At 55.5% G+C, this 13,788-nt stretch carries 11 protein-coding genes; 5 read left to right on the top strand and 6 right to left on the bottom strand.

Annotated features, from left to right (window positions below; translation table 11 throughout):
• The first annotated feature begins 232 nt into the window (after nucleotides 1–232).
• The 4 genes from serA to ABD687_RS04460 all read left to right on the top strand — a co-directional run bounded on the left by serA (nucleotide 233) and on the right by ABD687_RS04460 (nucleotide 6,900).
• Complete coding sequence (serA, locus tag ABD687_RS04475; protein WP_310293202.1) at nucleotides 233–1,828, top strand: phosphoglycerate dehydrogenase; 1,596 nt, start codon at nucleotides 233–235, stop codon at nucleotides 1,826–1,828.
• Nucleotides 1,829–2,124: 296 nt separating this feature from the next.
• Nucleotides 2,125–3,177: an NYN domain-containing protein gene (locus tag ABD687_RS04470; RefSeq protein WP_310293204.1), complete on the top strand. Its 1,053-nt coding sequence runs from the start codon at nucleotides 2,125–2,127 to the stop codon at nucleotides 3,175–3,177.
• A gap of 44 nt (nucleotides 3,178–3,221) precedes the next feature.
• Nucleotides 3,222–4,769: a methionine--tRNA ligase gene (metG, locus tag ABD687_RS04465; protein ID WP_310293206.1), complete on the top strand. Its 1,548-nt coding sequence runs from the start codon at nucleotides 3,222–3,224 to the stop codon at nucleotides 4,767–4,769.
• A gap of 298 nt (nucleotides 4,770–5,067) precedes the next feature.
• Entirely contained in the window at nucleotides 5,068–6,900 is a 1,833-nt protein-coding gene (locus ABD687_RS04460; RefSeq protein ID WP_310293208.1) for a hypothetical protein, read from the top strand.
• Nucleotides 6,901–7,039: 139 nt separating this feature from the next.
• On the opposite strand, the gene ABD687_RS04455 is transcribed toward ABD687_RS04460, so the two are convergent.
• From ABD687_RS04455 to ABD687_RS04440, 4 genes are all read right to left on the bottom strand, one after another.
• Complete coding sequence (locus tag ABD687_RS04455; RefSeq protein WP_310293210.1) at nucleotides 7,040–7,288, bottom strand: hypothetical protein; 249 nt, start codon at nucleotides 7,286–7,288, stop codon at nucleotides 7,040–7,042.
• Nucleotides 7,289–7,502: 214 nt separating this feature from the next.
• Nucleotides 7,503–7,670 carry a hypothetical protein gene (locus ABD687_RS04450; protein ID WP_310293211.1) on the bottom strand — a complete coding sequence of 56 codons (168 nt, stop codon included), beginning with the start codon at nucleotides 7,668–7,670 and terminating at the stop codon, nucleotides 7,503–7,505.
• A gap of 756 nt (nucleotides 7,671–8,426) precedes the next feature.
• Nucleotides 8,427–8,702 carry a hypothetical protein gene (locus ABD687_RS04445; protein ID WP_310293213.1) on the bottom strand — a complete coding sequence of 92 codons (276 nt, stop codon included), beginning with the start codon at nucleotides 8,700–8,702 and terminating at the stop codon, nucleotides 8,427–8,429.
• Between the two features lie 86 nt (nucleotides 8,703–8,788).
• Nucleotides 8,789–9,655, bottom strand: a complete 867-nt coding sequence (locus ABD687_RS04440; protein WP_310293215.1) for a glycosyltransferase — start codon at nucleotides 9,653–9,655, stop codon at nucleotides 8,789–8,791.
• Nucleotides 9,656–9,805: 150 nt separating this feature from the next.
• Between ABD687_RS04440 and ABD687_RS04435 the strand changes: the two genes are divergently transcribed.
• On the top strand, nucleotides 9,806–9,967 hold the full coding sequence (locus tag ABD687_RS04435; protein ID WP_310293216.1) for a hypothetical protein: 162 nt from the start codon (nucleotides 9,806–9,808) through the stop codon (nucleotides 9,965–9,967).
• Between the two features lie 1,514 nt (nucleotides 9,968–11,481).
• Here ABD687_RS04435 and ABD687_RS04430 read toward each other — a convergent pair.
• Both ABD687_RS04430 and ABD687_RS04425 read right to left on the bottom strand, forming a co-directional pair.
• Nucleotides 11,482–12,405 (bottom strand): hypothetical protein, encoded by a 924-nt coding sequence (locus ABD687_RS04430; protein ID WP_310293217.1) that lies wholly within the window; start codon nucleotides 12,403–12,405, stop codon nucleotides 11,482–11,484.
• 426 nt (nucleotides 12,406–12,831) lie between these two features.
• Nucleotides 12,832–13,557 carry a DUF6270 domain-containing protein gene (locus ABD687_RS04425; RefSeq protein WP_310293218.1) on the bottom strand — a complete coding sequence of 242 codons (726 nt, stop codon included), beginning with the start codon at nucleotides 13,555–13,557 and terminating at the stop codon, nucleotides 12,832–12,834.
• Nucleotides 13,558–13,788 lie beyond the last annotated feature (231 nt).

Raw genomic sequence — 13,788 nt, 5'->3', positions numbered from 1 at the left:
CGGGCCGGGCGATAGCCGCGTTTGGAGACTGGGAGCATGGCTGGGATGGTCCAAGCCACGTATTGCCCCGTAAGCCAAGTGTCTGTGACTATGCGCACAGTGGCCCGGATTTGTGCCGTAACATCGCCCTATCGAGCCGGGATTATGACGGGGCGGACGATATTCTGGTATCTGGCCCGTCTCAATCCGGTCCAAGCATCCAGCCCACTGAAATAGCAAAGGTGCCACCCCTGTGTCTGTAAACAAGCCAGTCGTCCTATTGGCCGAAGAACTCTCGCCCGCAACCGTTGCGGCCCTGGGTCCCGATTTCGAAATTCGCCAGACCGACGGTGCGGACCGCTCCCAGTTGCTGTCCGCGATTGCAGATGTTGACGCCATCCTCGTGCGCTCCGCAACCCAGGTCGACGCAGAAGCCATTGCGGCCGCCAAGAACCTGAAGATCATCGCCCGCGCGGGTGTGGGTCTGGACAATGTGGACATCAAGGCAGCCACCCAGGCCGGCGTCATGGTCGTGAATGCCCCGACCTCCAACATCATTTCGGCAGCCGAGCTGACCGTGGGCCACATCGTGTCCCTGGCCCGTCGCATTCCCGCTGCCAACGCATCGCTGAAGAGCGGCGCCTGGAAGCGCAGCTCCTACACTGGCGTGGAGCTCTTCGAGAAGAAGGCCGGCATTATTGGCCTGGGCCGCATTGGTGCGCTGGTCGCTGCCCGCCTGCAGGGTTTCGGTATGGAAATCCTTGCCTACGACCCCTACATCACCCCGGCACGCGCACAGCAGCTTGGTGTCACCCTGGTGGATCTGGACGAGCTCCTGGCCGAGTCCGACTTCGTGACCATCCACATGCCCAAGACTCCTGAAACCGTGGGCATGCTCGGCAAGGAGGCCTTCGCCAAGATGAAGAACTCCGCCTACGTCATCAACGTGGCCCGCGGCGGCCTGGTTGACCAGGACGCGCTCTACACTGCACTGAAGAACGAGGAAATTGCCGGTGCCGGCATTGACGTCTTCGTCCAGGAGCCGAGCACGGACCTTCCCTTCTTTGAATTCGAAAACGTCACCGTCACCCCGCACCTGGGAGCCTCCACGGATGAGGCCCAGGAAAAGGCAGGCGTTTCCGTGGCCAAGTCCGTTCGCTTGGCCTTGGCCGGCGAACTGGTCCCGGACGCGGTCAACGTTGCCGGAGGCATCATTGACGAGAACGTCCGCCCGGGCATCCCGCTGATGGAGAAGCTGGGACGCATCTTCAACGCGTTGACCGTTGGATCCCTCACCAGCATCGATGTGGTTGTTGCCGGCGAAATCGCCTCCCTGGATGTGAAGGCGCTGGAGCTTTCGGCCCTCAAGGGCGTCTTCATGGACGTTGTCTCCGACCAGGTTTCCTACGTCAACGCCCCGGTGCTCGCCGAACAGCGTGGTGTGGCCACTCGTTTGGTCACCACCCCGGATTCCCCGGAGTACCGCAACCTGCTCACGGTCGCGGGCGCTTCGACCGAAGGCACCCAGCTTTCGGTGGCCGGCACGCTGACCGGCCCGAAGCAGATCGAAAAGCTGGTCGGCATCAACGGCTACGAAATCGAGATCCCGATCATCGACCACATGATCGTCCTGCGCTACGCAGACCGTCCCGGTGTCATTGGCACCTTGGGCAACGTGTTGGGCGAGCAAGGCGTGAACATTGCCGGCATGCAGGTGGCCCGCAAGGAAGAGCGCGGCGAGGCTGTCGCCGTGTTGGCCATCGACTCGGCCCTCCCCGCCGGCGTCCTGGACATCGTGCGTGCCGCCATTGGCGCCACGGTTGCCCGCGAAATCAACCTCGCGGACTAACGTCCCGTAATCGTAAATAATTAGCGTGCCCTGCACGCCTCCCGGGTACCTCTTGGAACGTCTTTGAAGAGGATGCGGGTTGGCGTGCAGGGCACGTTTTTTTGCTGCTGGCAGCGAGCAGGTCGTGGTGGCCGAGGATCCACGACTTTGGGACGACGGCTGCTAGGTAGTCCAGACCAAGTGCACGCGCCGCTTGAATGCGTCAGGACCTGGGTCAATCTGGCAAGTGACCAGAAAAGGCGCAGGTGGGCCGCGCGTTTCCCAAGGGCATCCTTCGCACCGCATAGGATTGAAGGATGATGTCTCAAAGCGCCATATTCGTCGATGCCAGTTTTCTGCTAGCCATTGGGGGACACCGTGCCTCGGGAACAACATTGCGTGCCGCTTTTACGGTTAACTACGAAGCCCTCATCGAAGGGATCCTCAAAACAGCCAAGGATTCCAGCGGGTTGGAGAACCTGAGGATCTATTGGTACGACGCAGCCAAGGATGCCATCTTTACGGATCAGCACAAGCGCATCGGATTGATACCCGGCGTCAAGGTACGATTGGGCCGCATTTCGTTCAATGGCGAACAAAAGGGGGTCGACCTCAAACTGGGCCTCGACCTGGTTGGGATTGCCCGGAACCGCGCCGCCTCGGTTGCTTTTCTTGTTTCCGGTGACGATGACCTCGCCGAAGCCGTCGAGGAGGCCCAAGACCTGGGTATGAAGGTTGTTCTCATCGGCGTGGAGAAGGCCGATCACCGACTGGGTGTGGCATCCGTTGCCGAACATCTTGCCTTGCGGGTAGACAGCATCATTACCCTGCCCGAAGAACTCATCAAATCTTCCTTTGTGAAGGCAGTGTCATGGGATCCGGAACATGCGATGCATTCGGCTGCTATCGCGAGTGCTGCCGCTGCCTCCAAGGAAGCTCCTACCGATTCGGCGTCAGCACCGATGGCCCCGAAGCCAGGCATGCCGAAGGTTCCCACACCCGCATTGCTGAGCCAGCGACCCAAGTTTCAATCGACCACCCAAGCCCCCGCCCCGGCACCGGCGGACTACCAACTGGTTTACAGCTCGACAAACCAATCTTCGGGGTTTGCGGGGGCAACTAGTGCCGACCGTAGCGCAATGGAGGTAGCCACGGAAGTGGGCAGCAGCGTGGCGACCAATTGGCGGGCAAGCACGACTGAAACCGAGCTAAAAGACCTTCTTGCAGACCGTCCGCTCCTTCCCCCGGAAATCGACAGGGTTCTACTCAAGGACTGCGCACAGCGACTCGGCGAATGGAAGACCGATTTGCAGGATATCCGCCGTGCCTTGCGGGTGGCCTTCTGGGAGCAGCTCGATCAGCTCACATAGGGGTCCCCGATGGGCGTATTCGGGCCAAAATGCGATAGATTTCTATGGTGACTTCTGAGCAGACTCCGTTTTATATCACCACGGCCATTTCCTACCCGAACGGCGTTCCCCACATTGGGCACGCCTACGAGGTAATCGCCACCGACGCCATGGCACGCTTCAAGCGGCTTGACGGCCATGACGTATTTTTCATGACGGGTACCGACGAGCATGGACAGAAGATGCTTCAGACGGCCGAACGCGAGGGAATCACCCCGCGTGAGCTGGCACAGCGCAACTCGGATGCATTCCAAGCCATGAACGACGAGCTGGGAATCAGCTACGACCGATTCATCCGCACCACGGACACGGACCACTATGCGGCAGCTCAGGCCATCTGGAAGCGCATGGAGGACAATGGCGACATCTATTTGGACAAGTACGCGGGTTGGTACTCCGTGCGCGACGAGGCGTTCCACCACGAGGATGACACCGAAGTTCGTGAGGACGGCCTACGCTACTCCAAGGAGACCGACACCGAGGTGACCTGGACCGAGGAAGAATCGTACTTCTTCCGCCTGTCCTCGTACCAAGACAAGCTGTTGGAACTCTACAAATCGCAGCCGGATTTTGGGGCTCCACATACCCGATTCAACGAAGTGATTCGCTTCGTTGAGCGCGGTCTGGAAGATTTGTCGATTTCGCGCACCACCTTCGACTGGGGCGTTCCGGTTCCCGGAAACAAGGACCACGTCATGTACGTGTGGGTTGACGCGCTGACTAATTACCTCACCGGAACGGGATTCCCCGACGTTGAGTCCGAGTCATTCAAGAAGTACTGGCCTGCGGACGTCCATGTGATTGGCAAGGACATTTCCAGGTTCCATGCGATCTACTGGCCGGCATTCCTAATGTCAGCAAAGTTGCCATTGCCCAAGCGTGTGATGATTCATGGCTTCCTTCACAACAATGGCGTGAAGATGTCCAAGTCTCTAGGCAACGTCGTGGCTCCCGCGGACTTCGTTGCCCAGTACGGACTTGACCAGGTCCGCTACTTCTTCCTGCGCGAGGTACCGTTCGGTGCCGACGGAAGCTACAGCCACGAAACCATTGTGGGACGCATGAACTCGGACCTTGCCAACAACCTGGGTAACTTGGCCCAGCGTTCGTTGTCCATGGTGGCGAAGAACTGCGGGGGAGCGGTACCGACTCCGGGTGAGTTCACCGAGGCGGACGAACAGATCCTGGCTGCTGCCGGCAAACTGCTCGAGATCAGCCGCGACGCATTCTCGCGCCAGGAATTCAACAAAGCTCTCGAAGCCATCTGGACGGTTCTGGGCGACACCAACGCCTACTTCGCCGATCAAGCGCCTTGGGTGCTTCGCAAGACGGACGTGGCGCGCATGGAGACAGTCCTCTATGTGACACTCGAAGTTGTCCGGCGGGTGGCGCTGCTCGTGCAGCCTGTTATGCCTGCAGCAGCGGCCTCGTTACTTGAGGTGCTGGGCCAGGCAGAGGGGTCTGTACGAGAGTTTGGGTCGTTCGACACTGTACTTCTAGCAGGAACGAGATTGCCGGCCCCGAGACCGATTTTCCCGAAGTACGATGAGTAGGCCGAACGAACACTATTTCCTGCAGACAATTTCGTAGGGAAGAATATTTATATACTGCATTATGTAAAGTAGATGCGCGCCCATGCCATTCTATGTCAATAAGAGTGCTAGATCCTGAAGATAAAATTAGGGTTTTAGAAAATGATCCATTCGGTCATCAGCAATCGTGAAACGTCGAGGATTCGACCTTCCCTAGACGCGCAGCTTGAAGGGGAATCAAGTACGGCTATACAGAGTCTGTCGCTAAAAGACGCAAAGCGTCCCAAAAATATGGTTTCAAAAAGTGTAGGATAGAACAATGCGCAACATGATTCGAATTGCTCCAGCATTCTTACTAGATAAGGGGAGTCGATCCACCGGTTATCCCTGCACAACCGTCCCACCTGAGAACGGCACAGAGCAACCATTTCGATTAGGTAATCGTTTATTTTGGCTCGACGGTGCCGGCATCATAAGTGGGGTAGCGATATTGGAATCGTCTGAGCTTTCTTTGGTCATACCAAATCGATTCTCTGTGGCGCCATTTGATGAGATCGCCGCATGGTGGGGCAAAAATGCAAAGAATCCATGCGCATTGTATGTGCTTGACGAGTTTTCCGATGAAGCCTTATGTCTACAAGATCCCCTCGGTGGCGCCATCGTCTTCTATGCATCCTTCGATACAAAATCGGTTATTTCGACGGATATAAACAGGCTGCGCGAGACCGCGTCGAAAAATGGTCATTCTCTCACGAAAAGCGTGGAATTTCAGATAGAAAGATTACTCTTGGGAAACGGCGGGCTTACGCCTGCTAGCTTCAATGGAGTCAATAAACTAAACCCATTTGAATATATTCAAATAAAACACGGTTCCTTTGAAATAAAAAGATACGATTTAGATAGATTTTATGAGAATCTTGATTACGCAGCACTCGTAAAGATAGTTGCTGAAGACATAACGGCAGCAGTATCTGCAGTATCTCAAAGTTCCTCAATTCAGAAGATTAGTCATCTAACGGGTGGTTTTGACTCGCGTCTAGTCTTGGGCGCTTCAATCGCATCTGGATCAGCTGCTGATTTCCTATTCTTCTGTTCCGGCCCCGATGGTACGACGGACAGAGTTGTAGCTGATGGCATAACGCGGCACTACGGATTGCGCCGATCGAACGGTGCAGGCCTCACGGCCTCTCCGAGCCTCTCTATGCCTGAGCGGTTGATGGCGCCATTGTTCCACAGCGGAGGGTTGACCAGTACCGGACCCCTAGGTCGTGAGCAGGCAGTGTCGGTGAGCGCGGCAGGTGGCGGGTATGGTGAGGTCTATCGCACCTTCTTCGGCAACCGACTATCTGAGTACGGCTCCAAGGTGCCTTCCGAAGGTGAACTGCTTTCAAAATTTGTACCAATGGGTATGGATGGTCACCCTTACATATCCGCCTCTTCGATCAATAGTTTATCGAAGAGACTTCACCAGAACTTCGACTATCTATCTGGCATTTATTCCGAGAAGGATTTCCTCGGAGATGCTTTCTATACTTACACTCGTAATAGATATCATATTGGTCAGTCCTCGCTACTTTGGAGCCGAGTCGGTTCACGTTTTGACCCTCTCTACTCTGTCGCGGGATACTATTTGGCAAAGTCAGTTCCTCAATCTGCAAGAAATGCCAACGTGATCGGTTTCGATTTGATGGGAACTTTTGATCCGAGTCTTCTCCAGCTTCCCTTCGACTACGACCGATTCAACTCTGACCTGCTGCGTAGTCGACGTCGGCCTGCACCTAGAGCATTCGAAACGTCAGATTCGGCGATCATCCATGAATCTTCTATTGCTCCGAACAATTCAACGGATAGTCGTTTTTTAAGTGTGCTGGGTGATATCGATATCAAGGAACCGGAATTCTCCGCTTCAGATCGCCGAAATGGTGTCGTTCGGGCAAACAAACTTGGCGTAAATTTCTGGCAAATACTGCATCTTGAATCGGGTAAAAAGATTCTAGCGTCATCTGTTGATAAAGTTAGCGACTCTGACATTTTCGACTTTATTGATAAAAAATACGTCACAAGTCTTATAGGGTCTAAAGAACCAACGAAAAAAGAATTACGCGACATATATAGCCTTAGTGGCATATTGTCATGGTATGCTTTTGGTTAAGTTTTAATTTGAAAACGGCAACATGGTGGGGACTCGCTGTAACACCGCTTTCGAATTCGGGGTGGGAGCGTCAAAATCCACCACCTCGGACTTTCCTGACCATCACTGATGCGCAAGCTTCTGCTCACCGATAAGAACGCTATGGCCCATGGACTTTCGTTTGGTACACCGGCACGGCAGCGATGAGATTGGCTTTTAATGTTTTGTTGGAGGGGAATCCCGCCCAAGATGATGGCAGCCGGGGTCCGTTGTGTTTACCCATCAGGATACTGTCCAAGACCGGAGTCTTGAGCAGGGTCACCTGGACCGGGTCGGTAGTCGGGTGCGGAACCGACGTCAGGAACTCAATGGCTCCCTGAGCTGCAATGAAATCCGGATCGCTATCCACGTCTGAAGCGCTCCTCGACCCGGCCCGTGCTTACGTTTGATGGAGTCATGTGCTGCCGCCTGGGTCCATGAGCAAAGGCTCATCGCTTGATGAGCCTTTGGGGAGAAGCGAGAGTGAACCATTTGCGGTGTTGTTCTCGGAAGATCGACCAGTCAAGTCAGCCAAAGATGCCGACCAGCCCGGTGTACAGCCACATATACACCCATGCCCGGCCCTAGAAGGATGGGTAAAAGCTGGACGCGGTGGCAAGGATGTGGATGGCGCCCATGACGGCCAGCAGGCCCATGAATACGCGTCCGGCAGGGAACGTCGTCCACAGGCCGTGGGTCCTGAAGCGCCAGCCGATCATCCCGGCAAGTATTTCATCGAGCGCCGCGGCCATCAGGGTCCCGGTCAGGGGGCCGGATCGTCATAGTGGCTTCTATCGGAACGCTCGCGTAAGGTTTTCGCTGACGTGGTTGCGCATGTTGATTTGCTCGAGCTTCGCAGACTGGTCCTTGGCTTCGGCGTACCGGTCCAATATGGCCGTGTGCCAGATAGCTGTGATGGTAGTGCCGTTCTGGCGACCGGGTAGCGGGTCCTCCGGGTGGGCGGTAATCGAATTCCGGTGACGCGGTAGTGATTCCAGGCTTGACCCGGCCCCGTCGTAACCCGGTCTACCCCGAGTTCTCCAAGTCCACGATGATCGGGCTCAGATGCCAGCCTGCGAGGGATCGGCGGCCGGCATCTGAGCCCGTCGCGTCATTGTTGCTCGATGCTGAGGCCGCCGGTGCACCTCAGCGTTTGGTAGCGCTGCCAACCGCGGGAATGGCCTTCTTCGCGGCCGAGAAATTGCGTAACGGTCCTGACCGGAGCGAAGGTTGCCGTGGAGGCTCGTTACCGAGCCATCGCCTGCCTGAGGTGATCGCCGCACCGTGTTGCGGGGCGATCGGACCGGGAATGGCCGCGAAGGGACCCGGACATTACCGCGTAGTCGGAACGACACTACCAACAAGCCGGAACAGGACTACCTACTGAGGCTATTTGGCAGCCGTGCGTTCGACACCGGCTTCGATCTTGGCGGCGAGGGCTTCGTTCGTGTCGCCGGTGTTCGGTCGGAAGCGGTAGGCCCACGGCTTGGCTCGGGCTCGGAAGGTTTTCAATGGGAGTCGCCGTCCCGGGCGTCCTGCACCGCGTCAATCACATTGATGACGGATTTGCCGACGGTGATTTTTTTGATGATTCGTGCTTGCATGGTGTTGGTGTCATTGAGCGTTTCCGCTGCGCTGAGCCAGTGATTATTGGCTCTACCATCACGTCGCAGAGGCTCCTGGCGACGAGCCTGCCGGTAAGGCTCAGTCAGATGGCCCACCCGAGCAGACCTGACGTGGTTAGGACGCCGACGAGGGCTTGCCAGGTGGACTTCATCGAGCATGGGTCACCGCCTTGGGGTTGGATTTGGTTGCCTTTCGGATACGAGGAAGGCCCCCACCATGGCGAGTTCCTTGCTGTTGGTTTGGTCTAGCAGAAAAGGTTACCGGTGGAATCCCGGATCTGCGAACTGATATTCCGCAGCGCACGAACATGTGCCGAGGCTTCATTGTTTAGCTCATGAGACCGGCTCCAGGTCTTCTCTCCGCCCGTTGCAGGTGCTGCAGCAGCGTGCTGCCGCCATTGCTCGAACAGAAGTTCATCGAATCCGAAATGGTCCCGAGCGTACCTGGTCAACGTTTCCTTCTTAGGGTCCTTGTTGATGCTGCTTCGGACGGCACCGAAGGTAGAATCGGATTGCTTGTGGCGGGAATAGATGTAAGCCTTGTGCGGCGTGTTCACTTCAGTAACTGGCAGCCCTTGGATGTCGGCCCATTCCTTCATGCGGTGGTGTCCCATACGGGAGAAGTCCTCGGTGAGGGCAGAGTCCCCGTGAAACACGGTATTCAGCGAGAGGAAAGGACGACGAGTAACGCGCATGACTCGCTCGGCTATAGCCGCTTCGTACCCGAGCGGCAATGTGTGCAGGCCAGGGGAGGCCGGGATGAGATCGAAGTAGTTCGACGCAACCGCGTCGTCATCGTCGATTCTGACGATGCGAACTTCTCGGTGGGCTCTTGCAACAAGGTGCAAGCGGTAGGGTGCCTCGCTCAATACGGTGACTGGTTCCACTCGAATATGGCGGGACTTGCTAGTGCTTTCTATGATTTGGGCGAGCCAATCCCGGTATGCCCGATCCATACTCGCATCCACCGCTATGACCCATTCGGTAGTCGGGGAAAGATGTCGTTCAATGGAGGGAAACGTGACGCTCTGGAAGAGCCGGAGGCGGTACTGCCACCATTGCGGGTCGGCCACGCCGATACCAAATCGGGTGTAGAAAAAGGTCTGAGGCATGAGGGAAGGCTACCGCCGATGCATTGTTGCTGATATCTAAAAGTGAACTGTTTTGGTTTAAGTTACAACAACGTTATGGAAACCGGACGGTAACGAGATTTTATGGGACTATCGTGAACAAGGAATATTCATAAAATCTTGGGGGAAATCGTGTCAAAGACACCACGAGAAATACTGTTGAACACCGCAGAAGTCCTGCGCGTGCAGGCCGGAGTCATCCGGGAATGCTTCGACTCAGAAGACCTCGCCACCTCCCTCGCAGAGGTACAGCGCGCCATCGATGAGCTCAGAGCTGCAGCACTTAGCGTTTAGCCATGGCGGTAGCTCGCGTCGGTTCTAATTGCACAAACTCGGCGCGGTGCCCCGAGCATTGGTTCATCGGCACGGCATTCCTAGGGTGACACCACCATGAGTTCGTATGGTGACAGGACTGCCAGATCCCCAGCGGTCCGGCGTGTGACGATGTAGTTCAGCACATCGGTGAGCTGGGCTGTGCTTAGGTATCCGGCAGTGTCAATTAGTGACGGGTACATCGTCAATCGGTCGCCCGTCATGTCGGGACCGCCTCATCGACTCCAAGTTTGATAGCCGCGCAACGGGTCAAGGGTGTCGCGACGCTGATCCAGGGTCTGAAGCCCTCGGACTGGGCCTGGAGCCAATCAGAGTGGGCCTTGCCGCTGTGTCCCGGCACCAGGTCCAGGAGACGGGCCCAAATCCGGCTCTCCGCGTCTCCGGTGGGGTTCACGAAACCGGTTAGGATCCGATAGTTGGCAATTCCCCGGTGCCGCCAGATGTGTTCGTTGACGCTCATGGTGGTGACGCCCTCCAGGCGAGCGGTGTCGAGCTCCAGCTGGGCCAGTGTCTTGACGTTGTCCCAGACAGACAGTATGCCAGTCCACGCCGAGTTGCTGGGCTATCGCAGAGACCGCGATGTTCTGCTCCTTCATCTGATCGTGCGCTCAGTGGACAGGCCCGTTCTGTGAGTTTCTCTCGCGGCCCAATGTGGTGGTGTTCCTCGGCGAAGGTGACCATGCGGCATGGTTTTCGTGGCACCGGTAAACCCACTTCCTCCAGTGGAGAACCACGGGCGAGCCGAGGGCGGGATTGTCGTGGATGGGCACGTTGCGCCGGGCGTGGGACCAGGACTGGGCAACGCATCCGCGGCACCACGCAATGCGCCCCAGGGTTTCGACGACCACCACGACGAACCGGGCCGTGTCCGGCGGTTCACCGCGAGCACGTGCAGTCCTTCCAGCCTCGGGAAGGCGTCGGCGAGGCTGCACTGGTGCCCGGTTCCCAAGGAACCGGGCACCGGATTCGCGGTGGCGTCCGGGCACGGTGGTTCTTTGGGTTTTCTTGGGGCTGCGGGCAGCACGCAGGCAGAGCTAGGACGGTTCACTGTCAGGGCCTTCTCGCGTTTTTCTTGGTCGATAACCATTCAAGAAGGCCCTGACTTCTATCCGGGAGACGGCACGCAGGACGCTCCGAGGTCTAGCGGCTTTGCAAGAACCTGAAGAAAAGGCAGACGGAGATCTGCGCCTACTCCGCCACCAAGGGGGCTCTCCAACTGACCCGCCGAGGCGATCAACGGCGTCATCGAAATCACCGGGAGGGGACCCGCGGATTCCGCAACTTCGAGAACTACAGTATCCGCTCACTGCTCTCCGCCGGCGGCCACCGCAGCTACCGAACTTGGGGGTGGCTCACCACGCCAGAATCCGTAGCAGTTTGGGACGCCTGCAGCTTGCCTCGCTTGACATAGAAATGAAACTGTCTCTACCTGCCTGCTTGAAATAGTAGTCAGAGACAAATTCCCGATTTTCTGCTCAGTTCAATTGCAAGTTCACGTCCGCAGGGTCGACCGTTGGATCGATCATTTGTTTGAGGATCATCGTTATGAGTGCGGTAGGTGGAGGCGCGTGGCCAAGGGCGAAATCCTCGATAACTACCAACTTTCTTGCGGCCAAAACATGCGAGCCTTTTTGGGCCGCCAAACTGTCTTTAGAAAATGTACTGAGAAGAGGTAATAGATGACCTTCAGTATGCCAGTCTGAATGATTTTGCAAATATAGTATCCTATGAGGATTTTGGATGGTTGATTCAACGGCTACGCTACTTATTACGTGTTGATTGATCCGCCCGCGGCAAAAGGCTTTCCAGTCGGGTCTGGCCAGGCTGCTGTGCGCAAAACCGAAAACTTCGCGTAAGTATGATTTAACGAAGACTTCGTTGTATTCAAATATATCTGTTTGTGGATTCCAGACAAATGCCGAAGCAACGTCTCCGAGCAAGCTGGAAAAATGCAGTGCTGCAAAGCCTCCGCCAGATCCGCCCGACATTAGAAGTTCACGATTTGTAGCTCTAACGAGTGCCCGGAGAAGTAGTTCGACGTTCTTTTGGAAGTTCTGCTTGGCGCCACCGGTGTACCATGCGAGGTTTACAGAATCGAAGTTGTCAACACTGGGATCTGAGATCGCCACTAGTGGAAACTTGCAGCCGTTTGAGAGTCCAACTCCCGAAAAGAACGGACCGCTCTTGGCCTCTCGCCGCGCAACTGCCGCTCCAAAGAAGACCAATAACGAGAGACGCGCATCAGCGGTATCGACATGTTCATTGGCCAGAATATCCAGTACGTAGCCTTCTGGCATTGTGATGCTGTGAACGCCAGCGGATCTATTCCATTGATTTTCGAATTCCTCGACGCTGGACCAAGTACAGTGTGGCAGATTCCACTGTTCGTAGTTCTTCATAGAAACTCCAAGTAATTTTAGCGATTATCCGAATAGTAAATGATAAGAAATTCGTAATAATAGTATATGGTTTATTGTAGCGCAAATACTGATTGTGTTAGAGTTAAATATTAATCCGACTGATTCGGATTCCCGAGAATTTGACTTCTATTTTTGGACCATTGAGGGCGCCGACGATAGGCGGTTTATATGCTGCGTACATGTTTGATGACGAATTACTACTAGAAAACTCTGTTCACATTCACGTCCGGTTTTTGTTTCGTCAGACCGTTTAGTATTGTAAAAACTTCTGTGCATAATTCATGTCAGTGTGGTTTGAAACGGCATCAAATTCCGGGACAAATTAAATTTACCCTCTGGTTTGCGTTGCCTGTAATCAAGGCGTCGCCTTGTTTCTATACTTACAGATCCATAGGTTTAGACTCATTAGGAGGCGAGTTCTGCTTCTATGTGGTCTCGTATCCACATGTATGCTGGCTCCCCATAGTGGTAAGGCGCAATACCCCACTGATGTTTTGCGGAGGACACTGCCAGGGCTGCTGGCATACTAATTACCTTGTAGCCGAGGTCGCGGATGAAGTTCCCACAGTTCTCGAGATGAAGATTCATATCAAACGTAGTGAAGTCTCGGAAGGATGGAACTGGTTCACCCTCGAATGACTCGGTTGCCCACGGGGTGTTTATCACGAGTGTCTTTTCTCGCAGTCCTAGTTGATCGAGCCTGGCATAGAACTTTCGGGCGGCATTTCGCCAAAAGATCGTATGCCGTTCCGTACCGATTTGGACGACTCCCGGTATGGGAGACAGGTTCCTAAGTCGCTCTGACTTAACGAGTTCAACGGAATGCGTAACAAATGAATTATCCGGAAGCTTGTGGACGCCGAGCCTCTCGTCAGTAAGGTCAATAATGAGTAGATCGATGTCCTGTGCGCGCTCTTGAATGGCCGGGACAAGATTGGAACGGAGGTCACCTTCCACCATTCGTGACTGAAACGCTGAATCCAGCGCAACACCAGGCAGTAGTTTGGTTGGCTTGGACATGGCACTGATGATCGATTGCCGGGCAACGTAGCCAACGAGATCATGTTCGTCATCTAAGAAGTTGAAGGTGTCTCGGCTGACGCAGCTACCGTAAATGAAAATTCTGGACATTGAACAAGATTACATTGCCGTGCCGTGCCGTTGCATAGACGGAGCTTTCGATGGCGGGTGTGGGACGACCTGGTAGCCAATCGCGTACGTACCGGGAAGCACTTCACCAACCAGGGCCGCCCCGCCCCACTTGTTGGCCCCGCAGCGATCCTTAGCCATTCGTGCACTACAATACGGCGCCCACCAAGCACGTCGCATTCCGCAGGGCCGGCACGGCAGCAACAAGCCTGC

Source organism: Paeniglutamicibacter sulfureus (assembly GCF_039535115.1).
Lineage (GTDB): Bacteria > Actinomycetota > Actinomycetes > Actinomycetales > Micrococcaceae > Paeniglutamicibacter > Paeniglutamicibacter sulfureus.
This window is presented reverse-complemented; position numbering and strand designations above follow the sequence as displayed.